Source organism: Croceibacterium aestuarii (assembly GCF_030657335.1).
GTDB lineage: Bacteria > Pseudomonadota > Alphaproteobacteria > Sphingomonadales > Sphingomonadaceae > Croceibacterium_B > Croceibacterium_B aestuarii.
Window position 1 is genome coordinate 30,427 of the sequence record NZ_CP131039.1, and the last position, 26,599, is coordinate 57,025.

A 26,599-nucleotide genomic window follows, 5' to 3' on the forward strand; every position below is an offset into this window, starting at 1 on the left:
CTCCGAAATTTCTTCGAAACATCGCCCCGTTGCGATCAGCGGAGAAGGCCTTAGCGCCGGATGTGGAGAATTATGCGGCTATGAAAAGAGCGAGGGCGTCTCGCTCCTCACCGATCCTTTTGGAGCGATCGGCGATCGACCTTCCGCCTCAATCGATTGCCAGCATTGGAATGTCCGCTCTTCCCTTTTTCTGACTACCAAGCGGACTGACAGTTTTCAGCCCAGTATCTGGCATGGAAAAGGCGGTCCGTCCCTGTAGGGACGGACCGCCCGCCGAGTAACCTGGACCTGTCAGGAGGGGTCAGGCAGCCTGCTCGGCAATTTCGTCTGTCGCGTCGTCGCTGACTGCCTCGTCGATTTCGACATCAATCGGCGCGACCTCCTCAGCGGCAGTGAACCGCATGATCGAAGGCACCCAGGCCTGCGCCCGTTCCTTCACATCGGCCTCGCCGATGAAGTTGCCCGAGAAGATTCGTTCGGCAGCGCTCGCCAGTTCGGCTTTCTTCGACGCGGCATAGCGACTGACCAACTCCGGACCGCCGGCGGCATCAAGCGCTTCGAGCGTGCTAGCCTTGGCCACACGATCGAAGTAGTTGGCCGCGGTGGGACGCCACCAATGCGCGGTCTCGATTTCGAGGAGCGAGCCGAGCGCCTCGTGCATCGGCACCGAGCGTTCACCTTCGCAGGCCAGGCTGGCAACGAGTGTGCGCGAGACGACATGGCCAAGCCACGCCGAGCGCGCCTCGTCGGAAAGCGCCCGGAACTTGGCAAACCGCTCGACGTCGCTTTCGCCAGCACGCCAGCTTTCATCGAGCGACCCGGCGAACTCGGCCAGAGCTGCACTCGCCGGTGCATCCTTGGCCTCGAACCCGGAAACCGGGCCAGAAGCGACAGAGCCAACAAGCGTCGACGCCTTCCTGGCGCGCCAATCGTGCCCATCGGCATCGGCGAGCGTGAAGACCATGAAGTCGAGCGCCAGCGCCGGATCGTTGGCGAGATGGATCGCCAGAATGTCGCGGCGTTGCATCGCAAGCTCGTCGAGCAGGCGCTGGGACAGCGAGCTCCCTTTGGTCTTCGCCGCTCCGCTTTCCTCAATGGCCTCCACCACGCCTTCGTCAGAGATGACTTCGGTCTCGGTATAGAACTGCGGGACCAAGGTCGGCTCGCCATTGCGCGAAAGGACGAGAAAGGCACCGGCCTCGGGTTTCAGCTCGTCGGCGAGTACCGGCGGCCGATCATTGAGGGCGCGCATGGCGCGGTCGATGACGACGAGTTCGCGTTCGGCCTTGGCGACCTCGTCCTCGTCGCTGTCTTCGTCTTCAAGCACGGCGGCGACGCGGTCGTAGTCGGCCTCGAGCTCGCCGAGTTCCCGTGCTTCCTGCTCGGTCATCGGCGCAGGCTCGCAGGGCAAGCGACCCAGACCTTCAACGAGGTCATGGCTGACGTAGTTGCCAAGGGTCGGGCGCACCCAGGCAAGGCCATATTCGAGCGCGGCCTTTTCTGCGGCTTCATCCATGGCCTTGTGCGCGAGGTCTTCGAGCAGCGCGACATCAATCCAGCTCTCGCTGGCGTCATCGTCGAACAGTTCGCGCTCGATCCGGCCACCCGCGCCGAGGTAGGCATCGCGTCCGACGAGCACAGCTCGCGGATCGGAGCCGCGCACCGTGGCATCAAGCACCATGCGGCGGATCGTGTCGGGCGTCACCTGGTACCAGGCGTCTTGCAGCTCGGCATAGACATGCGCCTGGCGCTCGATGTCGGAGATCGCGCCGTAGGCCTTGGCCATGTCGAGCGTGATCGTGCCATCGGCGAGGGCTTCGAAGACGCACGGTGCAAGGCTTGCGAGGCGCAGACGTCCTTCAACGAAACGGACTGTGAGGCCGAAGCGGCGCGCCACGTCTTCGGTGGTAGCCCCTGCCTCGATGATGGAAGCGAAGGCCTGCGCCTCGTCGGCCGGGTTCATCGCGAGACGCTGAAAGTTCTCGGCAAGGCTGGCTTCGCGCACCTCGCTTTCCTCGCCTTCGATAACAAGGCATGTGACCTCATGGCTTTCGGGCAATGTGCCCTCTTCGGCCAGCGCCTGAAGCGCTGCGAGGCGGCGACCGCCGGCCTCGACCTCGAACTTGCCGCGCTTTCCTTTGCGCACGACGAGGTTCTGCAACAGGCCTCGCGCAGCGATGTCTGCCCGCAGCTGGAGGTCGGCTAGCACGTCGCTCGACTTGCGAACGTTGCGCGGGCTCGGGACGAGCTTCTTCAAGTGGATCGACTGGATCATGGGTGTTCTCCTGATGGATTAAAGGCGCAGGTGAGGATCACGAGGCCCACAAGCCCAAAGGGCTCCCTCCACTCTCATCGTGTGGTTGGGGTCTGCCCGAGGGATCAGGCGGCAAGCGCAGGCAGGACCGACGAGGCCACAGACACTGGCACGAACAATCGCGTGCGGTAGCGGATGATCTCGGTGAAGCAGCCCTTGCCCTTGTACCAGTCGAGCCGATCAGGGGAGAAGCCGGTCAGTTCGAGGCGCTGTTCGCCGCCGACCAGCGAGCGCTTCACGGTGAGTGGATCGTGGCTTGCGAGGCTCAGCGCTTTGCCGCTGGCGATGACAAGGTCGCCGATCTGCTCGGCCGATGGTCCGGCAACTCCGGAGAGGCCAAAGGTCTCGGCGATCATAGCGAGATCGATATCGAGCACTTCGCGGCCGATGATCGATCGACCATCCTCGGCGACGAGCCGGGTGACGCGGACATGATCGCCGGGGAGGCGCTTCCAGACCGGTAGCAGGAGCCCGGTAGCGAGATGGACGCGCTCAGTCAGCGGTGAATTGGCCGCCTCTTCTTCTTCGGCTCGCCAGGCGCTGGTGAACACAGTGACGCTCACTTCCTCCCAGTGGCTTTCACCGAGTGCCTCAACTGTCCAGTTTACGGACTTGAGCGGACGCAAGAGGCGGCGGCGCTCGACGACGGCGCCGTCGTCAGCGATTAGGCGTCGGGCCGGAACCGACAGCGCGACCTTGCCCGAGCGCGTATTGCGCATCGGGATTGCGTGCCGGCTTCCGATCTCATGCATTCGAACGAGGCGCTGCAATCGCAGAGGCCGAAGGTGCCTAGTGACCTCGAGCGAGACGAGACGGGTTTCGGCTCCGGTCACGGGGTCGGTGCGCAGGAGTTCATCTGCCAAAACCGTGAAGTGATCGACCCTGACGGTCTCAAGGCCCTGATCAAGCGTTCCGGCCTCGCGCGCGGCTTCGATCCGCGCTTCGACGAGGCCAAGATATTCATCGAAGATCGCGTTCTGGAGCGCGATCGGCAGGGCGAGGATACGGTTCAGCCAGCGCTGGATCGTTGGGAGATTATCGGTGAGCCCGCCATCTGGGTTTTCAAGCCGGAGGCCGGTGCGCTCGACGAAGTTACCGAAGCTCGTGGCTTCGAGCTTGCCGTCATAGAGCAGCTGGAACCAGCGGCTGAGCGCGTCGCGCGCATAGTCGCCTTCGAGATTGTCTGCCGGGTCGAACAGGTTCTGACCGCCGGTCTGGCGCTGGCCGCGCGTCAGCGCGCCCAATGCATCGAGCCTCCTCGCGATAGTCGAGATGAAGCGGCGCTCGCCCTTCACGTCGGTGGTTGCCGGCCGAAACAGCGGGGCCGAGGCCTGGTTGGTGCGGTTAGTACGACCGAGACCCTGGATGGCGTTGTCGGCGCGCCAGCCCGGCTCGAGGAGGAAATGAACCCTGCGCTGTTGGTTCCGGCAGCCAAGATCGGCATGGTAGGATCGCCCCGTGCCGCCCGCATCCGAAAAGACGAGGATGCGCTTCGTTCCTTCCATGAAGCTCTGCGCTTCGGCGACATTGGCACTCGGGCTTCGCCGTTCGAGGCGCTGGTGACCATCGCGGCCCGATACCAGTCTGCGAGTCCGGCCGGTGACCTCGGCCACGGCCTCGGTTCCGAAGTGCTCGATGATCGCATCGAGCGCGGTGGCGATTGGCGGCAACGCGCAGAGCTGTTCGATCAGCGCATCGCGCGCGGCGATGGCGCGGGAGCAGAAGACGGGATTGCCCAGCTCATCGCTCATCGCCTCGGAGCGAAGATTGCCATCCTCGTCAGCGAAGACCTGCATCAGGCGTACCGGGAAGCTCTTCGCAAGGTAATCGATGACATATTCACGCGGGGAGAGATCAATATCAAGCGTTTCTCGCTCCTCGTCGGATAGGTCGGCGAGGCGACGGTCGAGCATGGCCTCGGCGGTAGAGACCAGCTGCACGACCACCGAATGGTCCTCGCCAAGCGCGAGCTCCATCGCCGGGATCAGGCTCGGCAGTTTCATCGAGAGCAGGAGCTGGGCAAAGAAGCGCTGCTTGGTTCCTTCGAAGATCGACAGCGCCGCAGCCTTGGCGTTGCGGTTAAGCGTATCGCCGCTGTCCTCGTCGACCACCCGGGTTGCTTCGAGCGCTGCCTCGAGGTTGCGGTGAATGATCGCCCAGGCCTCGGCATAGGCATCGTAGATTCGCACCTGTGCTTCGGTCAGGCTGTGTTCGAGGATCTCGTACTCGACCCCGGCGAAGGATAGCGCACGAGCGAGATAAAGACCCTGCGCCTTGAGGTCGCGGGCAACGAGTTCCATCGCCGCCACGCCGCCGGCGCGGATTTCGGTTATGAAAGCCTCGTGGGTTGGGAAGGCGGTCTCGGGTCCCCACAGGCCAAGCCGGGAGGTGTAGCCGAGGTTGGCAATATCCGAAGCGCCGGTGGCCGAAGCGTAGAGTACGCGGGCGCGCGGTAGATGGTTCTGCAGCCTGAGACCGGCCATGCCCTGTTCCGAGCCTTTGACCTTGCCGCCGGTCGACGAGGATCCAAGTGCATTGGCCATCGCGTGGGCTTCGTCGAAGGCGATCACGCCTCCGAAATGCTCGCCCGCCCAGGCAAGGATCTGGTCAAGCCGCGTGTCTTCGGCGCGCCCAGATCGGAGCGTCGGATAGGTGACGAAGAGAATGCCTTCGGACATCGTTACAGGGTGGCCGAGTTTCCAGCGCGAGAGCGGCTGGAGATCGAGCGGAAGGCCGCCAAGCGCTTCCCAGTCGCGGCGGGCATCTACGAGCAGAGCCTCGTTCTTGGTGATCCAGACATGCCGGCGCTCGCCTGTAAGCCATCGGTCCATGATAACTGCGGCGATCTGCCGTCCCTTGCCCGCTCCGGTCCCGTCGCCGAGAAAAAAGCCTTGGCGGTATGCGTTCCCATCCTCGGACAGTTCCAGCGAGGTGCCTTCCTGGCTGACCTTGAACTGACCCGGGAGATCACGCGCGAATGCCTGCGCAGCGTAGACCAATGTCTCGCATTGCGCTTCGGACAACAGGCCATCGGCCTGCCAACCTGCGGGGACACGTGGTCGCACTTCGGGCTGCGGCGCCGCGACCGAGCCCATGGCGACCGATTCCACGAGCGGGGTGGGATGAATCGGCGCGTCCTCGAACGCGATGCGGCTGGGCCGGTATGGCAGATAGATGCCTGTCTGTTCGGGCACCGGCGCGGGTTCGGCGAGGACTGAATAGGCAAGATCGATCGCAGTTGCTGTGGCTGCAGGAGTCGCCGCAAACGGCGCTACCGGCCGGACTGGCGCGCGATGCGCTGAATTCTTGCCCCCGAGGCGCACGGGCGTGCCGAATGGCAGGCGATGGAGGCTGGCGGATGTCTGCGCACGTCGCGGAATCTTGGTGAGAAGCTCGTGGAGCGCGATCGGGTCACGGGTATCTCCGGTGATCGCGGGCGAGGACGCAGTCGGCGTCTTGTCGAATACGACCAGGCGCACGGCGATCCCCGTCCCTGTCCGGCGGAACATCTGCTGCAAGCGAACATCAAGGAGCAGCGAAGCTTCGCCCTGTGCCGTGGCAAAGGAAGTAGCATCGAAGCCTTCGGGCATGATGGCGACAATCCTCGCGCCATGGTCAGTGGCCCGGATCGCGCTGCGCAAGTGGCGCTGCGCGGTCTCGCCGTCCTTGCCTCGTTCCTGACTGTGAGCGAACGGCGGGTTCATCAGCACGACCGATGGAACAGGGCCGCGATGCAGGTCGGCGATCAGTTCACCGTCGTGCGCGGTGATCGTGGCCGCAGGGAAGATGTGGCTCAGGCTGTCTCGTCTTGCCGGATCGATCTCGTTGAGGAGCTGCGAGGCTTTCTGCACGCCGCCCCAAAGAGCAAGGGCGCCATTGCCGGCGGACGGTTCGAGTAGCGTGTCTTGCGGAAAGATAACTGCGGCCTTCGCCATCAGCCAGGCGAGCATCGGGGGAGTCGAGAACTGCTGGAGCTCGACCTGTGCTTCGCTGCGAACATGCCGGGGCGGCAAGGCGCGCTCGAGCCAGTCGAACCGCGCTTCGGCTTCGTGCACGCTCGTGGCTAGATCGATGCGCGAGGACTCGCGAAGCCAGAGCAGAGCGCCGATCTCAACCGCGTTGTTGTAGTCATCGATGCTCCAGGCGCTTCCCCAGTCCAGAACGCCGGTTTCCTCGGCGAACAGGCCGGAAATGTCGGCACGGGAATGATGACGTCCCGATGCGAGAAGCGCGGCAATCCTGGCTCCGATGGCGTAGGCGAGAGGCAATGACGGGAGCTGCCCGCTGGCAGGGAACAGATCTGATTGAAACATGGCAATTCGTCCTCCTGATGGGGGCATCGGGACACGCCCGCTGCCGGATCAGGAATTCGAGAAGCCCTCTCTCCTCTACGGCGCCGCTTTGCGGCGCAGCCATGCTGTCAGCTCATCATTCCAGTCGGTATCGCGTGAAGATGGCCTGCGGACCAGGATCGTCCGCCCTTCCTGTGCGTAGGCTGCCAGGCCACGCGATGCGGCCAGCTCGCCGCCAGCATCATGATCGACGAAGAGATGAAGCTCGGTCACGCTCTCGGGCACGCTCACGAGGCCGAAGCGCTCATTGCCCAGGGTCGCCCAGACGGGGATGCCGGTAAGAGCATAGGCCGACATCCCGCTCTCGATACCCTCGGCGAGGCCGAGCTTGCCGGAAGCCGGAGCGAGGAGGCGGACAGCAGCTTCACCGAGCGCGCCGAGTGCGCGCTTCGGCTTGTCGAAGCCAGCCTTAGTGCAAGCCTCGCGAGACAGGAACGTGCGGTGGATTGCGATCGGCCCCTCATCGAGACTGACTGCTGCGATCATGGCTGGCAAAAAGCGGGTTCGTCCTTTCGGGCCAAGCGGCGTTCGCGGATGAAAACGAAGTCCCGAAGATGCGGCGAGGATGCCGCGGCTCTCAAGGTATGCCTTCGCCGGACTGGCTCGCAGTGCTTCCGCTTCTCGCCAGATCCTCAACGCAGCCGCCGAGGGTTTGCGAGTTCTGGTCTGCTCGCGATGGTCGGCAGACGTAGACCCTGAGAAAAGCGAGGTCGCGTCGAAACCTTCACGCGCCAATGCAGACAGCACGGTCTGCTGATCGCATCCCGCAAAGCAATGGAAGAGGATGGCCTGTCGACCGAGCGACACACTGAGTGAGGGCGTCCGGTCGTCATGCGCAGGGCAGCAAGCCATGCCTTTTGTGCCGGACCATTTGCCGCCGCGACTTTCACAGATGCGGCGGGCGGTCTCGGCAAGCGACCGGTTGGGATGAGTTTGGTCAGACAGGGACATGCGAGCTCCTCAGCTTGCAAAGTGACCCCCTCAGCAGCGCTCCTCTCCTCTCCAGAGGGCAGGCATTCGCGCCTTTCCTACAGGCATATGTTCTATTTATGTTCTATTGCGATTCGAATCAATGGAGCAACAAGCGAAATGACCTGTCTCAATCGTCTGACCACGATCACGTTCGCCTGTTTGGGAATGATCGCAACTTCATCGCAGCAAGTCTGCGCCCAGGATTTTACCTTGTTCGAGCATGCGATCGTTCCGCCGAAGGCGGATCAGCAACCGGGAAGGCAATATCTTCCTGCGGTCTACCAGCCTGAGGCAGCGGACGTTTCCTACCGGGAAGGCCTGTACATGGCGGCAATAGCCGAGGCTGAGCGCCGTTACGGGCTTCCGACCAACTTGCTTCGTGCCCTCATCTGGGCTGAATCCCGCTTCAATCCGATGGCTGTGAGTCCAGCGGGCGCTGCCGGGCTTGCTCAGCTTATGCCGGCCACGGCGCGAGAACTGGGCGTCCGGAACCGTCATGACCCACTTGCATCGATCGATGGTGGCGCCCGATACCTTCGCGACATGTTGGACCGATTTGACGCGGTCCACCTAGCCTTGGCTGCTTACAATGCTGGCCCAGGAGCCGTCTCTCGATCTCGCGGCATTCCGAACAATGGTGAGACGCCGCAATATGTCCGGTCTGTGTTGGGACGTTGGCAAGCACTTGGCGCATACAATTGACGAAACTGGCTGATGTCTGGCTATTGTCTGCAATCATATGGCGGAATGAAGACGGAAAACGCTAGTGAATGAGACGCCCGGTGAACCGTTCGACTTTCGCAAGGCGTTGAAAGCACAGAAGCGCCGGAAGCTGAGAAAGGAGATCGCGTTGGGTTTGGGAGCATTCGCGATCGCATTTGCTTGAGGGATGCTGGCACTCAACTGGTCAGTCCATGATGCCAGCCTTGCTAAGGACGACCAGCAGCCACAGGCTTTATTCCAGTAAGCGAGCTCCCCACAATTTGACATCTGCGGATCCATCCGGCGCACATGCGTCGTGTATGGAGATACTTTCTGGCTTGATGGCGTAAAGATCCGCATTGCTGACATCGATACTCCCGAATTCAGCGAGCCTCGTTGCGGCTATGAATACGAACTCGGCATGCGAGCGACGCATCGCCTTGTCGAATTGCTTAATGCCGGACCGTTTGAGCTCAGGACCATCGGGAGCAGAGATGAGGACCAGTACGGTCGCAAATTGCGGGTTGTAACGCGGCCGTCGCTCGCTTGGCGATCAGCTGGTCAGCGAAGGGCTGGCGCGGACCTGGACCGGGAGGCGTGAGCCATGGTGCTGAACCGCGACCAGGAATTGTGGGCGGTCGCGCTCAGAGTCGAAAAGAACCACGGCGAAGAAGGACCCGCGTATATCGCAGAGTAGATCCAGCAACTATCCAACGAGAGGGACGAGGCAGGCGTAGCAGTATGGAGAACGGTTGCTGAGCGCCTCGATCAGCTTAATTGCCTGAGTTCCACGAACTGAGGGTCGGGGCGATGCGGGAATGGCTTCAAAACTGGGGCGTGAGAATTGAGTTCGCCTTACTGGCTTCAGTGTCTCTGCTGGGGCTGATCTTGAGCTTGAAATCCTGCATTGGTTGACGGTTTTCCCCTCAGGTCAATCGCGTCACCGGTCTTTTGCTGGCTGGCAGCTGCGTCGGAATATCACCGCATTCATCAGTGATCCAAGCGCCGCCGTCCCGCTTGGCAACCCCTTCGCGGTGTACATCTCTAGGATTCATCGAGCTCAAGAGGTGACCCCACATCCATGACGGTGAATCCTAGGTGAATCCTTTTCTAGACATTTCCACCAAATAGAGACCAGCAGACCTTACCTAAGTCGCTGAAAAATATGGTGAGCCCTGCTGGGTTCGAACCAGCGACCTACTGATTAAAAGTCAGTTGCTCTACCGACTGAGCTAAGGGCCCGACCACGGCGGCTCACCTAGGCAGCGGTCGGGGGCGGGTCAAGCGGGCGTGAAGCTGGCGGACCGAAAGGCCGGTTAGCGGGTCGCGCCAGGCGGGAGCGACGCGCAGCGCCGGGGCGAGCACGAACGCCCGCTCGCGAAACAGCGGGTGGGGGACTGTCAGGTCGCCCGAAGCGAAGCAGCCACCGCTCCACAGCACGATGTCGAGATCGAGCACGCGGGCGCGCCAGCGCTGCCCACCGCTGCGCCGCCCGAAAGCACGCTCGCTCCGCTTGAGCAGGGCAAGGAGGCCCGGCGGATCGAGGCGGGTTTCGATCACCGCGGCCGAATTGGCATACCAGCGGATCGAGGGGCCGAGAGGGTCGGTCTCGACCGGGGGAACGCTGGCAAGGATTGTCAGTCCCTCTCGCTCCAGCCACGCGAGAGCAGCCGCCAGAACGTTTCGCGGACCGCCATAGCGCTGGTGCCGAACGTTCGAGCCGAGCGCGATCAGGTAGCGGTGATTGGTTGCGGCCTGCATGGTGGGTGGCTTACTCGGCGCCGATGCCCGTGCAAATGCCCCTCGCGGACAGCGAGCCTCCGCGCGATTGCCGCCGCTGCCCGCGCCTTGTGCGGCTGCGCGGGACACTGCGACGCGAAGAGCCGGGCTGGTGGAACGCCCCCGTACCCGCCTGGGGCGATCCCGCCGCCTGGTTGGCCGTCGTCGGCCTCGCCCCCGGCAAGCGCGGCGCCAACCGCACGGGACGGCCGTTCACCGGCGACGGCGCGGGCGATCTGCTGTTCGCGGCGCTGAACGAAGCCGGGCTGGCGCGCGGCGCCTATCGCGGCGAGCCGGACGACGGGCTGGCGCTCGAAGGCGCGATGATCCTCAACGCGGTCAAATGTCTGCCGCCGGGCAATAAGCCGACCCGCGACGAGTTCGCACGATGCAGCCGGTACCTTTCGGCCCAGCTGGCTGCCCTGCCCTCGCTTGAGGTCGTCCTGGCCGTCGGCAGGGACGCGCACGACGCCGTGCTGCGGCATCACGGGCTGGTTCTTGCCCGCCACCCGTTTGCTCATGGCGCCGTGCATCTCCTGCCCGACGGGACGCGGCTGCTCGATAGTTTCCACTGCAGCCGCTACAACGTGAACACCGGGCGGTTGACCGCGGCAATGTTCGCCGCGGTGTTTCGGCAGGCGCTGGTGCTCAGGCGCTAGATGTCTTCGCAGATCCGCCCGTAAAGCTGCGGGCGGCGGTCGCGGAAGAAGCCCCAGCTGGCGCGGTGCTTGCGGCCCGCCTCGAGGTCCAGCGTCGTGACCAGCGCGCCGGTTTCCTCGCAACCGAACTGTTCGAGATAGTCGCCCCATTCGTCGCAGATGAAGCTGTGGCCGTAGAATGCCTGCCCCTGCGCGCCCTTCGGCCGTTCGAAGCCGATGCGGTTGGCGGCGACCACCGGCATGCAGTTGGAGACCGCGTGGCCGATCATCGCCCGGCGCCACATCCGGCTGGTGTCCATGTCGGCATCCTTGGGCTCGCTGCCGATCGCGGTCGGGTAGAACAGCACCTGCGCGCCCATCAGCGCCATGCAGCGCGCGGTTTCGGGATACCACTGGTCCCAGCACACGCCGACGCCGATGCGAGCGCCGAACAGGTCCCAGACCTTGAAGCCGTCGTTCCCGGGCCGGAAATAGAACTTCTCCTCGTAGCCCGGCCCGTCGGGAATATGGCTCTTGCGATAGGTGCCCATGATCTCGCCGTCGGCGCCGATCATCGCCAGGGTGTTGTAGTAGTGGTGCCCGTCGCGCTCGAAGAAGCTGGTCGGGATCGCTACGCCGAGCTTTTTCGCCAGCGTCTGCATGGCGATCACCGAGGGATGCTCGGCCGTGGGCCGGGCGAGTGCGAACAGCGCATCGTCCTCGACGGCGCAGAAGTAGGGGCCGGAGAACAGCTCGGGCGGCAGGATGACCTGCGCGCCCTGCCCCGCGGCCACCTCGACCAGCGCGGCGACGGCGGCGATATTCTCCTGCTCGTCGGTCGAAGCGAGCGCGAGCTGCAGGGCGGCGACGGTAAGCTTGGTCATGGCCGCCAGTTAGGGTGTGTGCGCAGCACTGGCAACGCTGCGAACGCATGCCTATCTCGCGCGGGAAGGAGATTTCCATGAGCGAGACTGCAATCGTTGCCGGCGGCTGTTTCTGGTGCACCGAGGCGGTGTTCCGCGACGTCACCGGCGTGAGCCAGGTCGAGAGCGGCTATACCGGCGGCAGCGTGGCCGACCCGACCTACAAGCAGGTTTGTTCGGGCAGCACCGGCCATGCCGAGGCGATCCGGGTGACCTTCGATCCCGGGGCCATCACGCTCGCCGAGATTTACGACGTGTTCCTCGGCACGCACGACCCGACACAGCTCAACCGCCAGGGCAACGATGTCGGCACGCAGTACCGCAGCGCGATCTTCCCGCTCGACGATGCCCAGAAGGCCGAGGCCGAAGCCGCCATTGCCCGCTGGAATGACGAGCATCCCGGCAGCCAGGCGGTCACCACGGTTGAGCCGCTGGGCCCATGGTATGCGGCCGAGGACTACCACCAGGAGTACTGGGACGGCGAAGGCCAGCGGAACCCTTATTGTCTCGCCGTGATCCCGCCCAAGCTGCTCAAGCTGCGCAAGAGCTTCGCGAACAAGGTGAAGGCGGGCTGACCCTCGTCCCTGGGTCGTGGCCCCCTAGACGACAGTCCGGTGCAGATATCCTGCCTGCCAATTTGTTGCGGGCAAGCTCCGGGCTGGACGAGGAAAGAGCGGATCGAAACCTTGGTGAACTGCTCGGCGCGCGGGAATTCTTTTATGGGCGTGTGCCTGGGTGCGGCCAATGGGGTACCAGCCAGACGGGGTTGGTACCGGCACCCAAGGTGCTACGTTATCCGGCATGAGGGTGGAAGAGATCGACGATAGCACGCGGGCAGCGATCCTGCGTCTGTCTGAAGCCGAGCGGGAATGCCTCAAGCGCTGCCTGCGCCATCAGACCGCCAAGCAAATGGCCCTCGATCTGGGCATCTCTCCTCACGCCGTCGAGAAGCGGTTGAAGATGGCTCGCGCCAAGCTCGGCCTGTCCTCGTCGGTTGAAGCTGCGAAGCTGGTGGAGTTGTCGGACAGGTCCGGTCGGCTGGGACCCCAATTGTCGGACCTTCCTTCGGGCAAGCCGTGGCCTGATGAAGAGGGCTCGGCAGCCGGCCCACGAAGCGAGACCGCGTGGATCACGCGCCATCGGACTTATCTGGTCTCAGGAGCAATAGTCATGAGCGCTCTTGCCGCAATAGCACTGGTAATCGCAGTTCAGTCATCCGGCACCATCCTCGAGCAGACAAACTCACCGGCAAGGGTAGCGTCCGAACAGGCCGCTGCGCCAGCCGACGGGCCGAAGCCCGGCACGGAGTCCGCCCTGCGCAGCCTTGTGAGCGGGCTGACGAGCGGGTCGCCCGAATACGACAAGCTTTCTCCGCAGTTCGCCGAGGTCGTTCGCCGCGACCTACCCATGACCCATGCCATGTTCAACGGGATGGGGGAGCTCAAGTCGGTGACCTTCCGTGGACGCGGCGCGATGGGCGACGACACCTACACTCTCGTGTTTGCCAACGGCAAAGTCGTCATGTCCGTCCTGCTCGATCCCCAGGGCAGGATGGCCGGAGGCATTCTCCAACCGGTCAAGACCTCTGCACCGACGGTTGCACCAAGCGCTGTGCCGAATGCCGGCACCGAGGCTGCCTTGCGGAACCTCGTCGCCGGGCTGGCGCGCGGCTCGCCCGACTACGACAAACTCTCTCCCGGGTTTGCCGAAATCGTCCGCCGCGACCTGCCCATGACCCATGCCATGTTCAGCGGGATGGGCGAGCTCAAGTCGGTGACTTTCCGCGAACGCCGTCCGGCAGGCGATGATGCCTACGACCTCGTATTCGCCAATGGCGAGGTGATCATGTCAGCCGCGCTCGACGCCGAGGGCAGGATGACCGGCGGCATTCTCCAGCCGGGGGGTGCCGCTGGACGCTGATCGCCAGGGGCGGCCTGCTATGGCGGCGAAACAAGGCATGTCCGCAACGCCGTATTGGCGGCGGCCCCGTCAATCGGGCCGCCGCATCCTGAACAGCCGATCCTCGGTGATCTCGAAGTAGTCCGCGGGGCCCCCGCCGCGGGTGATCGGGCGCGGGCGGGCGGTCTGGTAGATGCCGTCTTCGAGCATCGCCGTGTCGATGTGGATGCCGACCGCCTCGCCGATGACCAGCCACTGGTCGATCTCGCGCCCTTCCTTGTCCTTGAGCCGGACGAGCTGGGTCAGCTTGCATTCGAAATGCACCGGGCTGCCGGCAACCCGGGGCGGCGCGACGAGCGACGAGGGCAGCGTTTCCAGACCGGCGAGATCGAACTCGTCGACCTCCGGCCCCACGCTGGCCGAGCTCGCGTTCATCGCCTTCGCCTGCGCCATCGTCGCCAGGTTCCAAACGAATTCGCCCGTCGCTTCGACATTGGCCACCGAATCCTTCCAGCCCGACGACGAAAAGGCGATCAGGGGCGGCTTGTAGGCAATAAGGTTGAAAAAGCTGTAGGGCGCCAGGTTGCGCACCCCGACGGCGCTTACCGTCGAGACCCAGCCGATCGGCCGCGGGGCGACGATGGCGTTGAGCGGATCGTGCGGCAGGCGATGCCCGGCGGCAGGTTCGTAAGAGTGATAGTCGGCCATTGCCATCCTATGACCGGGCCTCGCCGCAGTTCCAGCGCGCGATGAAGAAGCCGTCGAGCCCGCCTTCGTCGGGCAGCATCCCGGGGTCGGTGCGCACCCAGCCCTCGGCGGTCGGCTGCAGGCCGGCAGGCAGTTCCGCTGCGCTGACCGGGTCGGGCGTCAGCGACACGCCCGCCGCCTGCGCCTCGCCCTCGGCGCTTTCCAGCGAGCAGACCGCGTAGACCAGCCGCCCGCCCGGGGCGAGCCAGTTTGCCGCGCGTTCGAGCAAGGCGGCCTGCAGTTCGGCCATTTCCTCGATCTGGCGCTCGTGGATGCGGTGCAGCACGTCGGGATGGCGGCGGCAGGTACCCGTGGCGGTGCATGGCGCGTCGAGCAGGATCGCATCGAAGCGGTGCCTGGGTTCCCATTCGAGCGCGTCGGCGCGGACCGGCGAGGCCTTGAGCCCGGTGCGCTTGAGGTTGTCCTTGAGCAGGTCGAGCCGCCGCGCGCTCATATCCAGTGCGGTAACGGTCCAGCCGGCCGCAGCGAGTTGCAGCGTCTTGCCGCCGGGCGCGGCGCAGAGGTCGAGCGCATGGCGCCCCTCGCCCGGCCCGAGCAGGCGCGCGGGAATCGAGGCGGCGAGGTCCTGCGCCCACCATTTGGCGTCCTTGAAGCCAGGCAGCGCCTCCATCGCCGTGCCGCGCGGCAGGCGGACGTGGCCGGGAGCGAGCGATTTGCCCCCCAAATCGAGCGCTATGGCGGCCGCCTCGGCCGGGTCGCGGGTGGTCAGGTCAAGCTGCGGCGGGTCGGCCAGCCCGGCGGCGATGGCACCGGCCCGCTCGCCCCAGCGTTCGGCCACTTCGGGCGGAAGCGTCGGCACGGCAGGCAAAGTCGCGCCGCGCTTACTCAGCGTCGAGTACACGCCGTGGGCGAGGCGCCGCGGCCCGCCGGTGAGGAGCGGCAGGCCCGTGGCAATGACCGCGTGCGGCGGGGTGTCGAGCCGCAGCCACTGGGCCAGCATCATGCGCAGCACCGTGCGCGGCTTGGCGTCGTCGGGCAGGCGCTTCTTCGTCGCGCTGTCGATCAGGGCATCGAGATCGACCAGCCAGCGCAGGACCTCGCTGGCGATGGCCCGGGCCAGCGCCCGGTCGGCGTGGTCGCGCATGTCCCGCGTCGCCGCGCCCAGCGCCTGGTCGAGCGTCTCTCCCCGGCGCAGCACGGCGTCGAGCATTTTGAGCGCGGCGCGGCGCGCGGGAAGGCCGGAGGGATCGGGCATAGGCCGAGCGCCCTATGCGACATTGCATCGCGGCGCCAGCCGTCCCATCTTCGCGCCATGAGCAAGCGCGCCACCAAACGCCCCGAAACCTTCGCCAAGCCCGCCCACTGGACCAGCGAGCCTCCGCCCGAGCCCAGGGCCGGCGATGGGGAAGAGGCGCTCAGCCCGACGCGCTACGGCGACTGGGTGAAGAAGGGCATCGCCATCGACTTCTAGGCCGACCGGTCGCCCTCGCCGCCGGCATCGGGCGGCTCGGCGGTGCCGAGGTGCTTCGCCCAGTCGATCCTGACCAGCGCGACCAGGCCGAGCAGCAGCACGACCTGCAGGGCGATCCCCAGCGGGCTGGCGAAGCCTTCGCGCAGTCCGTCGGCGAACGAGGACACCTGCAGCGCCTTCGCCGAACCGGCGTAGATCGAATAGGAGACGATCCGACCCGAGAAGAAGGCTGCGGTAAAGCCGAGCAGCGGCACGCCGGTGAGCCCGGCAGCGGCGAACAGTTGCGCCGAGGGCAGCGGCGACAGGGCGAACAGGCCGAGCGCCAGCACGCCGCCGTGCCGGCGCCGTTCCAGCCCATCCTTCGCGGCTTCCAGGTTCTTGCGATACTTGACCGGCAACCAGCCGCGGAACCGGCGAAACCCGTGCGCCAGCACCCAGCGGCCGAGCGCCGCCGCCATCGCCCCGACGATCACGATCGCAGGAACCGGCAAGGGGGTGTTGAAGCCGAACAGGACGATGATCGACCATGTCGGCGGACCGAAGGCCGGTAGCAGGTTGATGGCGAAGACGACTGCGAACAGCAGCAGCAACTGCGTGGCCACCGCGTCAGCCGATCCAGCCGGCGAGTTCGCGCCGCACCAGCGCCTCGAGCATGTCCATGCCCGCCTCCCCGGCGTTGAGACAGGACAGCGCGGCATAGTGCGTGCCGCCGGCCTCGATAAACTGCTCACGGCCGCGGATCGCCAGCTCCTCGAGCGTTTCGAGGCAGTCGGCGGAAAACCCGGGCGCAGCCACCGCGAGTCGCCGGGTGCCCTTGCGGGCTTCTTCCGCCAGCATGGCGTCGGTAGCAGGCTCGAGCCACTTGGCGCGGCCGAAGCGGCTCTGGAAGGTGGTGACGAAGCGCAAGCCGGGACGGTCGAGCGCCGCCTCGAGGAGCCGCGCGGTCTTGCGGCATTGGCAATGGTAGGGATCGCCGAGGTGGAGCGTGCGCTCGGGCATGCCGTGGAAGCTCAGCAGCAGCGTCTCGGGATCGAAGTCCAGCGCATCGAGCTGCGCGCCGAGATCGCGCGCCAGAGCCGCGATGTGAAGGGGATCGTCGTGGTACGGCGGCAGCGTGCGCAGCGCCGGTTGCCAACGCATGTCCCGCAGCTTGTCCGCAGCCTTGTCCACAACCGTCGCGGTCGTCGCGCCGCTATACTGCGGATAGAGCGGCGCCAGCAGGATGCGCTCGCAGCCGGCATCCAGCAGCGCCTGCAGCTGCTCGCCGATGGCCGGTTTTCCGTAGCGCATGGCATGGCGCACGAGGACCGCATCGCCCAGTCTCTCCTGCAGGGCCGCCGCCTGCGCAGCGGTGATTGCAGCCAGCGGCGAACCCTCCTCGGTCCAGACCTGCGAATAGGCATGGGCGGACTTTTTGGGCCGCGTGTTCAATATGATACCGCGCAGCAAGGGCTGCCACACGATAGCCGGAATCTCGACCACCCGGCGATCCGACAGGAATTCGAGCAGGTAGCGTTTGACCGACTTTGCGTCGGGCGCGTCGGGGGTGCCGAGGTTGACCAGCAAGACGCCGATCGCGCCGCTCGTCACCGGGGGATGATCGGAAGGAAGGTCTTGGGGATGCCAGGTCATAGCCCGCCCGATAGCAGCGGGAGACGGCGCAAGCGAAGCCCGGTTGCCGAAAAGAGCGCATTGGCGATCGCCGGTGCGACCGGCGGCACGCCGATCTCGCCCGGATCGAAGGGCGGCGCCTCGCTGTCGATGAGCTCGATGACGATGTCGGGGCTGTCGGTAAGCTGCGGCACCTGCAGCGCGGCGAGACGGCCGTAGACCGGCAGGCCGCGCTCGTATTCCGCGGCCGAGCCGAGCGCCAGGCCGAGGCCGAAGATCAGCCCGCCCTCGATCTGCTGCAGCGCGATGTCGCGGTTGACTACCCGGCCGATATCGACCGCGGCATAGAGCTTGCTGACGCGCACCCCACCCTCGCCCGCCGCGGCGACGGCGACGACGGCGATGTTTCCGCCGCTATCGGCATCGCCCATGCGGTGGCAGGCAATACCCTGCCCACTGCCGCCCTCGCCGCCGCCCCATTCGCCGAGCCGCGCGGCCGCCTGCAGGCACTGCGCGAGGCGCGGGCTGCCGCCGAGCATCGACATGCGGAAGGCGAGCGGTTCCTGCCCATGGCGGTGCGCCACTTCGTCGACAAAGCTTTCGACCATGAACGCGGTGTAGCCATGGGCATTGCCGCGCAGCCGGCCGCTCGGCAGGCCGATGCGCACCGGCACATGGTCGAGCGCAACGTTAGGAATGGCATAAGTCGGCATCAGCCCTTCGAGGACCATCGGATCGGCCTCGCCTTCGACGCCCTCGATCGCCGCCCAGGTGGTGCGGTTGTCGAACAGGCGGTGGCCGAATTCCTGCGCCGCCGGGGGCATGGCCAGCCGGGCGCGGAAGGTGTCGATGTAGCCGTTTTCGCCGAGCCGGGCGCTGAGCACTGCGGCCACCGGCGGGCGCGGGCGCTCCATCAACTGCTCCTGCCAGCGCGACCAGACCAGCTGGATCGGGCGTCCGGACTCGCGCGCAATCAGCGCCGCCTCGATCGCGTGATCGTGTTCGAGCCGGCGGTCGAAACTGCCCCCCGCCGGCATCGGATAGAGCACGACGTCTTCGGCCGAGAGGCCGAGCGCGCGGGCCGCCGCGACGCGCGCCGGCTCGGGCGCCTGGGTTGCGAGCCACAGTTCGAGCCGCCCGTCCGACAGCCGTGCGGTGCAGCTCGCGGTCTCGATCGCTCCGTGCACCGCCGGAAGGACATCGTAACGCAGCGCCAGCGTCGGCTTGCCCATTTCATCGTCGCCCGCCCCGCGCTCGGCCACCCGCTGCGGCTCGCCGCTCCGCACGCCGTGGTCGAGAATCTCGGCGATACGGTCGCTCTCGACCGGATTGGCGACGCGGAAACGGGGGGCAAGCGCGCCGAGCGCCTGCTCGGCGGCCCACCAGGTGTCCGCGACGGCGGCGATCCAGCGCTTGCCCTGGATGACGCCGAGCAGCCCCGGCGAGCCCGCCGCTGCGCGCTTGTCGAAGCTCGACAGCTCGGCCCGGTCGAGCGGGCCGTGGCGGATCGCGGCAAAAGCCATGTCGGGCAGGCGCACGTCGCCGGCGAACTGGTAGCTGCCGTCGACCTTGGATGGGAGGTCGAGCCGGGGGAAGGCGGTCTGGAGCTCTTCAGGGTCGAGGAACCGTTCGCCCGTCTCCGCCAGGCTGTCGGTGCGCAGCGGCGGGGGCGAAGGCGGGTCGTACTGCGCGGCCTCCGCGGCGAGTTCGCCGAAGGTCGCGCGCTTGTCTTGGTGGGTCACCAGGCCGGCGGAGGCATCGCATTCCTCCCAGTCGACATCCCAGCGATCGGCCGCCGCCATGCACAACATGGCCCGCGCGCTCGCCGCCGCCTCGCGGCACGGCATTTCATAGGCCGCCAGCGTCGTGCCGTCGGCGGTAGCGGTGAAGTTCCGCTCCTGCGCCCAGCGGCGTAGCAGGAGATCGTCCGCATCGTCGGCCAGCGCGGGAATTGCCGGGTGCCACAGCGGCGACCACTTCGCCGCCAGCGGCAGGTTGGCGTAGGCCCCGCTGATCGGTGCCGGGCCCGCGGCGACCTGGCGCCAGTCCGCCCCGAGCTCCATCGCCACGATCTGCGGCAGCAGCGTGGTCGCCCCCTGGCCCATCTCGAGTTGCGGCACCGCCACCGTGACGACTCCGTCTTGGCCGATGGTCAGCCAGGCACCGAAGGCTTCTTCACCCGGCCCGGTCGGCAGCGGCGCGCCGTAACGGCGCGGGTACAAGGCCCACGCGACCAACAAGCCGCCGCCGACGGCCGCGCCGGCGATCAGGCCGCGGCGCGAGACGTGCATCGATCAGCGGCTCCCGTCCCGGTCGAGCCAGGCGGCGAGTCCCGCAGCGATGGCCGCGAACGGCTCGCTCAGCGGACCGGGATTGGCGGCAGGGGGTTGGCCGGTGTCGCTGGCCACGCGGATTTCCATGGCCAGCGGGACGCGGCCGAGGAACGGAATGCCGAGCGCCTGCGCCGCCGCTTCGGCCCCGCCCTTGCCGAACGGATCGGAGCTTTCCCCGCAGTGCGGGCAGACATACCCGGCCATGTTCTCGACCAGTCCGACGATCGGCACATCGACCTGGTTGAACAGGTCGATCGCGCGCGTGGCGTCGATCAGCGCGAGATCCTGCGGCGTGGTGACGATGACCGCGCCGGCCGGACGATGCTGCTGGATCATCGAGAGTTGCACGTCGCCTGTTCCCGGCGGCAGGTCGACCAGCAGCACTTCGGTGTCGCCCCATTCGGCGCTCATCAGTTGGCCCAGCGCCTTGCCCACCATCGCCCCGCGCCAGGCAATCGCCTTGCCCGGCTGGATGAGCTGTCCCATCGACAGGAAACGCACGCCGAATTCGGTCTCGACCGGGTGAAGCGAATTCTCCGAAGCGCGCGCCTTCTGCTGCGCGGCATCGAGCAGCATGACCTGGCTGGGCCCGTAGACGTCGGCGTCGACGACCCCGACCTTGCGGCCCGTTGCCGCCAGCGCCACCGCGAGATTGGCGGTAAGGGTCGACTTGCCGACCCCGCCCTTGCCCGACCCGACGGCGATGATCCGCCGCACCGGCTTGTCGGCCATCAGCGCAACGCGAACCTCGGCAATGCCCTCGATCGCGCCGACGCGTTCGCGAATGTCGCGTTCGAGCGCTTCGGCGTCGGCCCGCGCCATGCCGGCGGCATCGACCACGAGGGTCGCGGCTCCTTCCTTGACCAGGATTTGTTTGACCCGGCCCGCCGCCGTCGGCGGCAGGGCCTCGCGTATCGTTGTTTCATCAATCATTGCCGCGCGTGCTAGCGCAAGGTCCGGCTGCGTGCAGCGAAAACTTGGCCGCCGCCCCTGTTTTTCCGGCGTCCGCTACCTATAAGGGTGGGCATGGAACACTCGAGTGGGTGGTTAGAGAGGATCGCGCTGGCAATGGCGGGCAAGAAGAGCCCTTGGGGAAATCCGGTCGGCGGCAGCGGCGGCGAACCCGAGAGCAATGACGGCGATACGCCCAGCGGCGAAAACAAGCCGAACGGACCGCGCAACCCGTGGTTGCCGGGGGGCGGCGGCGATCGTCCGCGCCGCTCGGCCAGCATCGAGGATATCTTCAAGAATCGCGGGCCCGAAGGGCCGCGCCGCGCCGGCGGCGGCGGGGGCGGTCCCAACTTCCGCCTGCCCCAGCGTCCCGGGGGCGGTTCGTGGTTGCCGTTCGTCATCGGCGGGATTGCGCTGGTGTGGCTGGGTTTCTCTTCGATCCACCAGGTGGAGCCGAAGGAACAAGGCATCGTCACGACCTTCGGCCAGTACTCGCGCACCCTGCAGCCGGGCCTCAATTTCACGCTGCCCTGGCCGATCCAGCACGTCGACGTCGAACCGGTGTCGGAAATCCGCATCGAGAGGATTCCGGATGGCACCGCGCAGCGTCTCATGCTCACCGGCGACCAGAACCTCGTAGACCTGAGCTACCTGGTGCGCTGGGACATCAAGGATCTCAAGCAGTTCCGCTTCCAGCTTCTCGATCCCGAAAGCACGGTACGCGAGGTGGCCGAGGCGGCGATGCGCGCCTCGGTGGCGGAAGAGCCGCTCAATCGCGTTCTCTCGGGCGCGGGTCGCGCCGACATCGAACAGCAGGTCCGCCGCCGGATGCAGCAGATACTCGACACCTACCGTTCGGGCATCGGCATTCAGGGCGTCGAAATCCGCAAGACCGACCCGCCGAGCGAAGTCGAAGAGGCCTTCAAGGACGTTTCGGCCGCGCAGCAGCAAGCCGAAAGCTACATCAACCAGGCCGAAGCCGTCGCGCAGCAGGTCCTCGCCCGGGCGCAAGGCGACGCCGCGGCATTCGACAAGGTCTACGAACAGTATCGCCTCGCCCCCGAGGTGACCCGGCGCCGGATGTATTACGAAACAATGGAGCGCGTTTTGCGCAACACCGACAAGACGGTCATCGAAGCACAGGGCGTCACGCCCTATCTGCCGCTGCCCGAACTGAAGCGCCGCGCCCAGGCCGCAACGCCGGCCCCGACGGACGCGGGAGGTCAGTGATGGAAGCCCTGTGGCACAACCACAAGTTGAGCATCGTGGCGATCGCGGTGCTGATCGTCGCTGCATTCTCGACGTTGATCGTCGTGCCCGAAACCGAACAGGCGGTCATCGTCCGCACCGGTGAGCCGATCGCGGTGGTCAACAGGTTCAAGCCGAACCAGCCCTACGGCCAGACCGGCGCGGGCGTGTGGTACCGGATACCGTTCGTCGACAACGTGCAGTATATCGACAAGCGCGTGCTGACCGTCGACATGGACCCGCAGCAGGTGCTTTCGACCGACCAGCTGCGGCTCAACGTCGATGCCTATGCCAGGTACCGGGTAATCGATCCGGTCAAGCTGGTCGAAACGGTCGGCACGACCGAGAACTTCGAAGCGCAACTGGCCCCGATCCTCTCGTCGGTCGTGCGCCAGGAGCTCGGCCGCCGCAGCTTCGCCTCGCTGCTCACTGCCGAGCGCGGGACGACGATGCAGAACATCCGCGACAAGCTCGATACCCAGGCCCGCGAATACGGAGCGCAGGTCATCGACGTGCGGATCAAGCGCGCCGATCTGCCCGACGGCACGCCGCTGGAATCGGCCTTTGCCAGGATGCGGACGGCGCGGCAGCAGGAAGCGGCCACGATCCGCGCGCAAGGGCAGAAGAACGCCCAGATCATTCGCGCCGATGCCGATGCCGAGGCGGCAAAGATTTATGCCGCGGCCTATGGCAAGGATCCGCAATTCTACGATTTCTATCGCGCCATGCAGAGCTACGACACGACGTTTGCCAAGGATTCGGACGGCAACGGGTCGAGCCAGATCATCATGGGCGACGACAACGAGTATTTGCGACAATTTCGCGGCCGCTAGCGCCGCGACATTAAAGCGAGGTTCAGCCACGTCGGCGTGAAAGGCCTCGGGGACAGTTGTAGTTTGTTGGGGTGCGAAGCATCCCGGAACAAGAGGATTATGAAGGACGTGAAGCCCGTGCGCTACTCATACGGAATCACCTCGGCCCTGTTGCTCGGCGGAGCGGCAGCAACACTCATCACCGGCTTTCCTGCCGGCGCCCAGGTCGCGCAGAACGACGATCAGGCGATCAGCCGAATCGTGCCCAAGGCCGGAGCTCCGACGAGCTTCGCCGACCTTACCGAACAGTTGCAGCCTGCGGTGGTCAACATCGCCACCAAGCAGCGCGTGCAGGTCAGCCAGAACCCCTTCCAGGGCACACCGTTCGCCGATCTGTTCGGCGGACAGGGCGGCGGCGCCCCCGCCACGCGCGAAGCGCAATCGCTCGGCTCCGGCTTCATCATTTCGGCCGACGGTTTCATCGTCACCAACAACCACGTCATCACCGCCGAAGGTCAGGGCAAGGTCGAGGAAATCTCGGTCACCACGGCGGACGGGACCGAATATCCCGCCAAGCTCGTCGGCTCGGACGCCGAGTCGGACCTCGCCGTCCTGAAGATCAGCGGCAGGAAAGACTTCCCGTTCGTCCACTTCGGCGATTCGAAGCACGCCCGGGTCGGCGATTGGGTCATCGCGATCGGCAACCCGTTCGGCCTCGGCGGAACCGTGACCAGCGGTATCGTTTCCGCGGTCTACCGCGCGACCGGCGGCGGCGCCTACGACCGGTACATTCAGACCGACGCCAGCATCAATCGCGGCAACTCGGGCGGCCCGCTGTTCGACATGCAGGGCAATGTCATCGGCATCAACAACGCGATTTTCAGCCCCTCGGGCGGCAGCGTCGGGATCGGTTTCGCGATTCCCGCCGATACCGCCGAGCCGATCGTGCAGAAGCTGATCAGCGGCGAGGAAATCCTCCGCGGCTACCTCGGCGTGCAGATCAATCCCGTGTCCGAAGACTTCGCCGATGCGCTCGGCATCCCGCCCAACCGCGGCGAGTTCGTTCAGCGCGTCGAAAAGGGCGAGCCGGCAGACCAGGCCGGGCTCAAGGCCGGCGACGTCGTGCTCAAGGTCAACGGCAAGGAAGTCACGCCCGACCAGACGCTCTCGTACATCGTCGCGAACATCAAGCCGGGCACCCGCGTGCCGCTCGAATTCCTCCGCAACGGCAAGCGTGAGACCGTGCAGCTGACCGTCGGTCGCCGGCCCAGTGCCGAAGAGCTCGCCAGCCAGCGGTTCGACCCGAACACGGGCGACGACCGGCAGGACAACGTCGCGCCCACCGGCAGCGGCCTCGTCGAACAGGCGCTGGGCATCCAGGCACTGGCGCTGACCCCGCAGATTTCGCGTCAGCTCGGCCTGACCGAAGGAACCAGCGGCGTGGTGGTAACCGCCGTCGATCCGAATTCCGACGCGGCCCAGAAGGGGCTCCAGCGCGGGACGGTGATCTACCAGGCGAATTACCAGGATATCGCTTCGCCCCAGGACCTCGAAGCCGCAGTGCGCGCGGTGAAGGCCGAGGGCCGGGAAGCCATCCTGCTGCGTCTGCAGCCGCGCGGCGGCCCGACGATCTCCGCACCGATCCGGCTCCGCGGCGACGACTGAGCGCGCTTGCCGCTATTGCGGCGGCAGCGCGTTCCGGCGCGTGGTCGGCCGTTCCTGCGGCAAGTTCCCACCCGTCGCTCTTTCTAGGAAATCCTCGCTCGCAGCCGGCGGGCCCGGCGCGGGCACGGCGGGCTGCGAGGGCTGTGGCTGACGCGCGGGACCGGGCTGCGGCCGCGGCACGGGCGTTGCGGCCCGGTCGTCGGGAGTAGCCGGCGCTTCACGCGCGTCTCCCGCGCGGCCCGGTTCGACCAGATTGCCGTTCTCGTCGATGAAATAGTAGTCCTGCGGATCGCCGTAGAGGTACTCGTCGTCTGGCTCGAGCTGCCACTCGGGCAATTGCAGGTCGGTGTCGAACTGCTCGACCGGCCGATCGCGCACGGCGTAACGCATGTAGGCGGCAAAGGCGCGGGCCGGGGCGGTCCCCCCCTGCAGGCCCGGAACCGGCTGGGCATCGTCCCGGCCCATCCACACGCCGGTGGTGATACCGCTCGAAAAGCCGAGGAACCATCCGTCCTTGTTCGAATTCGTCGTCCCGGTCTTGCCCGCCACGGGCCGGCCGATCTGCGCGGCGCGGCCGGTGCCGGTGTTGACCGCGGTCTGCAGCAAGTCGGTAATTCCGGCGGCGACGTAGTCGGGCACCAGCTGGGTGCTGCGCGGTTGCTCGTGCTGGTACAGCACCTGCCCGTCGGTGGTGGCGACCTTGACGATCCCATAGGGTTCGACCGAGCGGCCGCCGGCCGAAACCTCGGCATAGGCGCGGGTCATGTCGATCACCCGCGTTTCCGAGCTGCCGAGAACCATCGACGGGTAGGTCGAAATCGGCGTGGTTATGCCGAACCGCTTGGCCATCGACGCAACGGTGCCGAAGCCGACCTCGTTGCCGAGTTGCGCAGCGACCGTGTTCTTCGAATAGGCGAACGCGGTGCGGACATCGATTTCCCCGGCATAGCTGCCGCTGTGCGGAGTCCAGCCGTTGATCGTGGTCTTCTCGTCCACCACCCGGTCGTCCGGGGTATATCCGGCCTCGAGCGCCGCAAGGTAGACGAAAAGCTTCCACGCGGAGCCGGGCTGACGCACCGCCTCGGTGGCGCGGTTGTAGTTGGTGGCGACGTAGTCGGTCCCGCCGACCATCGCGAGAATGGCCCCGTCGCGGTCGAGGCTGACCATCGCGCCTTGCGCGCCGGAGGGAACGTTGGCCTTGATCGCCGCCGTCGCCGCGCGCTGCATGCCGAGATCGATGGTCGTCCAGACCTCGATCGGTTCGTAGCTGTCGTAAGGCAGCAGGAGGTCGAGCTGGGGGAGCGCCCAGTCGGTGAAGTAACGGACCGAGTTCTGCCCTTCGGCCGACTGGATCTTGACCGTGTCGGGATCGACCGCCGCTTCCGACGACGAGATCATTCCCTGCTGGCGCATCAGTTGCAGGACGACATTGGCCCGGGTGACCGCGGCATCGACGTCGGCAGTCGGCGAGTAGCGGCTCGGGGCCTTGACCAGTCCCGCGATGATCGCGGCTTCCGGCACGCTGAGTTCGGTCGCCGGGTGGCTGAAGAACTTGCGTGACGCCGAATCGATGCCATAGGCGCCGCCGCCGAAATAGACCTTGTTGAGGTACAGCTCGAGGATCTGCTCCTTCGAGAACTTCGCCTCGAGCGCCATCGCGAGAACCGCCTCGCGCAGCTTGCGGTCGATCGTTCGGTTGGAATTGAGGAAGACGTTGCGCGCCAGCTGTTGGGTGATGGTCGAGGTGGCGCCGAGCCGCCGATCGCCGGTTCCCCAGACGTAGACGGCGCGCAGCAGCCCGATCGGATCGACGCCGAAGTGCGAATAGAAGCGGCGATCCTCAACCGCCACCATCGCGTCCTTCATCGACTGCGGTATTTCGTCCCACCGCAGCCACTTGCCGTAACTCGGACCGAGCGAGACGATCTCGGTCCCGTCACGAGCCCGGACGAGCACCGTCTGCCCGTTCTGGCTGCTCATCAGCGAGGAATAGCTGGGCATCGAACGCGCGGCGAAGAGAACGGCGCTGCCGAGCGCGATGACGCCCAGAAGCGCCAGGCCCGCGCCCCACAGGACTCCGCGGCGAAGCCACAGCCGCCAGCCCGAGCGCGGGGTGTCCTCTCGCGCGCGGCGGCTGGTTTCCTGCCGCTTCCGTTTTCTGGAGCGTTCGCCCCGCTTGATTGCCATCGGTACCCGTTAGCCTGGAATGGGCGCACCCGAA

At 66.1% G+C, this 26,599-nt stretch carries 20 protein-coding genes, 1 tRNA gene and 2 pseudogenes; 10 read left to right on the forward strand and 13 right to left on the reverse strand.

Annotated elements, in window-relative coordinates; translation table 11 throughout:
- Positions 1-301 precede the first annotated feature (301 nt).
- The 3 genes from Q7I88_RS00155 to Q7I88_RS00165 all read right to left on the reverse strand — a co-directional run bounded on the left by Q7I88_RS00155 (position 302) and on the right by Q7I88_RS00165 (position 7,617).
- The gene (locus Q7I88_RS00155) at positions 302-2,275 is read right to left on the reverse strand and encodes a ParB/RepB/Spo0J family partition protein (RefSeq protein WP_305097023.1); all 1,974 of its coding nucleotides are present in this window, start codon (positions 2,273-2,275) and stop codon (positions 302-304) included.
- Positions 2,276-2,379: 104 nt separating this feature from the next.
- Positions 2,380-6,627 carry a strawberry notch family protein gene (locus tag Q7I88_RS00160; RefSeq protein ID WP_305097024.1) on the reverse strand — a complete coding sequence of 1,416 codons (4,248 nt, stop codon included), beginning with the start codon at positions 6,625-6,627 and terminating at the stop codon, positions 2,380-2,382.
- A 75-nt stretch (positions 6,628-6,702) separates the two neighbouring features.
- Entirely contained in the window at positions 6,703-7,617 is a 915-nt protein-coding gene (locus Q7I88_RS00165) for a DUF7146 domain-containing protein (protein ID WP_305097025.1), read from the reverse strand.
- A gap of 138 nt (positions 7,618-7,755) precedes the next feature.
- Between Q7I88_RS00165 and Q7I88_RS00170 the strand changes: the two genes are divergently transcribed.
- The 3 genes and pseudogenes from Q7I88_RS00170 to Q7I88_RS16555 all read left to right on the forward strand — a co-directional run bounded on the left by Q7I88_RS00170 (position 7,756) and on the right by Q7I88_RS16555 (position 9,139).
- Positions 7,756-8,340, forward strand: coding sequence for a lytic transglycosylase domain-containing protein (locus Q7I88_RS00170; RefSeq protein WP_305097026.1), 585 nt, complete (start codon positions 7,756-7,758; stop codon positions 8,338-8,340).
- Positions 8,341-8,527: 187 nt separating this feature from the next.
- A pseudogene (locus tag Q7I88_RS00175) lies at positions 8,528-8,954 on the forward strand (thermonuclease family protein).
- Positions 8,945-9,139, forward strand: a pseudogene (locus Q7I88_RS16555) (DUF6961 family protein). Before Q7I88_RS00175 ends, Q7I88_RS16555 begins: the two co-directional pseudogenes overlap by 10 nt.
- Before the next feature lie 367 nt (positions 9,140-9,506).
- Here Q7I88_RS16555 and Q7I88_RS00180 read toward each other — a convergent pair.
- Positions 9,507-9,582 (reverse strand) — tRNA-Lys (locus Q7I88_RS00180).
- A gap of 12 nt (positions 9,583-9,594) precedes the next feature.
- Positions 9,595-10,101 (reverse strand): 2-amino-4-hydroxy-6-hydroxymethyldihydropteridine diphosphokinase, encoded by a 507-nt coding sequence (folK, locus tag Q7I88_RS00185; protein ID WP_305097027.1) that lies wholly within the window; start codon positions 10,099-10,101, stop codon positions 9,595-9,597.
- A gap of 23 nt (positions 10,102-10,124) precedes the next feature.
- On the opposite strand from folK, the gene Q7I88_RS00190 reads away from it, so the two are divergent.
- Positions 10,125-10,778 carry a uracil-DNA glycosylase gene (locus tag Q7I88_RS00190; protein WP_305097028.1) on the forward strand — a complete coding sequence of 218 codons (654 nt, stop codon included), beginning with the start codon at positions 10,125-10,127 and terminating at the stop codon, positions 10,776-10,778.
- Here Q7I88_RS00190 and aguB read toward each other — a convergent pair.
- Entirely contained in the window at positions 10,775-11,641 is an 867-nt protein-coding gene (gene aguB, locus Q7I88_RS00195) for an N-carbamoylputrescine amidase (RefSeq protein ID WP_305097029.1), read from the reverse strand. The two genes, Q7I88_RS00190 and aguB, sit on opposite strands and share 4 nt — an antisense overlap.
- A 77-nt stretch (positions 11,642-11,718) precedes the next feature.
- On the opposite strand from aguB, the gene msrA reads away from it, so the two are divergent.
- Together msrA and Q7I88_RS00205 are read left to right on the forward strand one after the other, a co-directional pair.
- The gene (gene msrA, locus Q7I88_RS00200; RefSeq protein WP_305097030.1) at positions 11,719-12,255 is read left to right on the forward strand and encodes a peptide-methionine (S)-S-oxide reductase MsrA; all 537 of its coding nucleotides are present in this window, start codon (positions 11,719-11,721) and stop codon (positions 12,253-12,255) included.
- A gap of 226 nt (positions 12,256-12,481) precedes the next feature.
- Positions 12,482-13,600, forward strand: a complete 1,119-nt coding sequence (locus tag Q7I88_RS00205; protein ID WP_305097031.1) for a helix-turn-helix transcriptional regulator — start codon at positions 12,482-12,484, stop codon at positions 13,598-13,600.
- 69 nt (positions 13,601-13,669) lie between these two features.
- On the opposite strand, the gene Q7I88_RS00210 is transcribed toward Q7I88_RS00205, so the two are convergent.
- Both Q7I88_RS00210 and Q7I88_RS00215 read right to left on the reverse strand, forming a co-directional pair.
- Positions 13,670-14,287 carry a flavin reductase family protein gene (locus Q7I88_RS00210; RefSeq protein WP_305097032.1) on the reverse strand — a complete coding sequence of 206 codons (618 nt, stop codon included), beginning with the start codon at positions 14,285-14,287 and terminating at the stop codon, positions 13,670-13,672.
- A gap of 7 nt (positions 14,288-14,294) precedes the next feature.
- Positions 14,295-15,542: an RsmB/NOP family class I SAM-dependent RNA methyltransferase gene (locus tag Q7I88_RS00215; RefSeq protein ID WP_305097033.1), complete on the reverse strand. Its 1,248-nt coding sequence runs from the start codon at positions 15,540-15,542 to the stop codon at positions 14,295-14,297.
- A 57-nt stretch (positions 15,543-15,599) separates the two neighbouring features.
- On the opposite strand from Q7I88_RS00215, the gene Q7I88_RS00220 reads away from it, so the two are divergent.
- Positions 15,600-15,758: a DUF1674 domain-containing protein gene (locus Q7I88_RS00220; RefSeq protein ID WP_305097034.1), complete on the forward strand. Its 159-nt coding sequence runs from the start codon at positions 15,600-15,602 to the stop codon at positions 15,756-15,758.
- Here Q7I88_RS00220 and Q7I88_RS00225 read toward each other — a convergent pair.
- Genes Q7I88_RS00225 through Q7I88_RS00240 form a run of 4 tightly spaced genes read right to left on the reverse strand, consistent with a single transcriptional unit; the run spans position 15,755 to position 20,635 of the window.
- Positions 15,755-16,360 carry a hypothetical protein gene (locus Q7I88_RS00225; RefSeq protein ID WP_305097035.1) on the reverse strand — a complete coding sequence of 202 codons (606 nt, stop codon included), beginning with the start codon at positions 16,358-16,360 and terminating at the stop codon, positions 15,755-15,757. The genes Q7I88_RS00220 and Q7I88_RS00225 overlap by 4 nt on opposite strands.
- A 4-nt stretch (positions 16,361-16,364) precedes the next feature.
- Positions 16,365-17,390 carry a ferrochelatase gene (gene hemH / locus Q7I88_RS00230; protein WP_305097036.1) on the reverse strand — a complete coding sequence of 342 codons (1,026 nt, stop codon included), beginning with the start codon at positions 17,388-17,390 and terminating at the stop codon, positions 16,365-16,367.
- On the reverse strand, positions 17,387-19,660 hold the full coding sequence (locus Q7I88_RS00235) for a molybdopterin cofactor-binding domain-containing protein (protein WP_305097037.1): 2,274 nt from the start codon (positions 19,658-19,660) through the stop codon (positions 17,387-17,389). The genes hemH and Q7I88_RS00235 overlap by 4 nt, the downstream gene beginning before the upstream one ends.
- A gap of 3 nt (positions 19,661-19,663) precedes the next feature.
- Positions 19,664-20,635 carry an Mrp/NBP35 family ATP-binding protein gene (locus Q7I88_RS00240; protein WP_305097038.1) on the reverse strand — a complete coding sequence of 324 codons (972 nt, stop codon included), beginning with the start codon at positions 20,633-20,635 and terminating at the stop codon, positions 19,664-19,666.
- A 135-nt stretch (positions 20,636-20,770) separates the two neighbouring features.
- Between Q7I88_RS00240 and hflK the strand changes: the two genes are divergently transcribed.
- The 3 genes from hflK to Q7I88_RS00255 all read left to right on the forward strand — a co-directional run bounded on the left by hflK (position 20,771) and on the right by Q7I88_RS00255 (position 24,378).
- On the forward strand, positions 20,771-21,883 hold the full coding sequence (gene hflK / locus Q7I88_RS00245; RefSeq protein ID WP_305097039.1) for an FtsH protease activity modulator HflK: 1,113 nt from the start codon (positions 20,771-20,773) through the stop codon (positions 21,881-21,883).
- Positions 21,883-22,734, forward strand: a complete 852-nt coding sequence (hflC, locus tag Q7I88_RS00250; protein WP_305097040.1) for a protease modulator HflC — start codon at positions 21,883-21,885, stop codon at positions 22,732-22,734. The genes hflK and hflC overlap by 1 nt, the downstream gene beginning before the upstream one ends.
- A gap of 99 nt (positions 22,735-22,833) precedes the next feature.
- Entirely contained in the window at positions 22,834-24,378 is a 1,545-nt protein-coding gene (locus Q7I88_RS00255; protein WP_305097041.1) for a Do family serine endopeptidase, read from the forward strand.
- Between the two features lie 12 nt (positions 24,379-24,390).
- Here the strand turns inward: Q7I88_RS00255 and Q7I88_RS00260 are convergent, their stop codons facing one another.
- Positions 24,391-26,565 (reverse strand): transglycosylase domain-containing protein, encoded by a 2,175-nt coding sequence (locus Q7I88_RS00260; protein WP_305097042.1) that lies wholly within the window; start codon positions 26,563-26,565, stop codon positions 24,391-24,393.
- Positions 26,566-26,599 lie beyond the last annotated feature (34 nt).

Bases quoted from the DNA above. Each gene is read 5' to 3' on its own strand.
- Q7I88_RS00155 (WP_305097023.1), bottom strand. From the start codon at position 2,275: ATGATCCAGTCGATCCACTTGAAGAAGCTCGTCCCGAGCCCGCGCAAC.
- Q7I88_RS00160 (WP_305097024.1), bottom strand. From the start codon at position 6,627: ATGTTTCAATCAGATCTGTTCCCTGCCAGCGGGCAGCTCCCGTCATTG.
- Q7I88_RS00165 (WP_305097025.1), bottom strand. From the start codon at position 7,617: ATGTCCCTGTCTGACCAAACTCATCCCAACCGGTCGCTTGCCGAGACC.
- Q7I88_RS00170 (WP_305097026.1), top strand. From the start codon at position 7,756: ATGACCTGTCTCAATCGTCTGACCACGATCACGTTCGCCTGTTTGGGA.
- folK (WP_305097027.1), bottom strand. From the start codon at position 10,101: ATGCAGGCCGCAACCAATCACCGCTACCTGATCGCGCTCGGCTCGAAC.
- Q7I88_RS00190 (WP_305097028.1), top strand. From the start codon at position 10,125: ATGCCCGTGCAAATGCCCCTCGCGGACAGCGAGCCTCCGCGCGATTGC.
- aguB (WP_305097029.1), bottom strand. From the start codon at position 11,641: ATGACCAAGCTTACCGTCGCCGCCCTGCAGCTCGCGCTCGCTTCGACC.
- msrA (WP_305097030.1), top strand. From the start codon at position 11,719: ATGAGCGAGACTGCAATCGTTGCCGGCGGCTGTTTCTGGTGCACCGAG.
- Q7I88_RS00205 (WP_305097031.1), top strand. From the start codon at position 12,482: ATGAGGGTGGAAGAGATCGACGATAGCACGCGGGCAGCGATCCTGCGT.
- Q7I88_RS00210 (WP_305097032.1), bottom strand. From the start codon at position 14,287: ATGGCCGACTATCACTCTTACGAACCTGCCGCCGGGCATCGCCTGCCG.
- Q7I88_RS00215 (WP_305097033.1), bottom strand. From the start codon at position 15,542: ATGCCCGATCCCTCCGGCCTTCCCGCGCGCCGCGCCGCGCTCAAAATG.
- Q7I88_RS00220 (WP_305097034.1), top strand. From the start codon at position 15,600: ATGAGCAAGCGCGCCACCAAACGCCCCGAAACCTTCGCCAAGCCCGCC.
- hemH (WP_305097036.1), bottom strand. From the start codon at position 17,390: ATGACCTGGCATCCCCAAGACCTTCCTTCCGATCATCCCCCGGTGACG.
- Q7I88_RS00235 (WP_305097037.1), bottom strand. From the start codon at position 19,660: ATGCACGTCTCGCGCCGCGGCCTGATCGCCGGCGCGGCCGTCGGCGGC.
- Q7I88_RS00240 (WP_305097038.1), bottom strand. From the start codon at position 20,635: ATGATTGATGAAACAACGATACGCGAGGCCCTGCCGCCGACGGCGGCG.
- hflK (WP_305097039.1), top strand. From the start codon at position 20,771: ATGGCGGGCAAGAAGAGCCCTTGGGGAAATCCGGTCGGCGGCAGCGGC.
- hflC (WP_305097040.1), top strand. From the start codon at position 21,883: ATGGAAGCCCTGTGGCACAACCACAAGTTGAGCATCGTGGCGATCGCG.
- Q7I88_RS00255 (WP_305097041.1), top strand. From the start codon at position 22,834: ATGAAGGACGTGAAGCCCGTGCGCTACTCATACGGAATCACCTCGGCC.
- Q7I88_RS00260 (WP_305097042.1), bottom strand. From the start codon at position 26,565: ATGGCAATCAAGCGGGGCGAACGCTCCAGAAAACGGAAGCGGCAGGAA.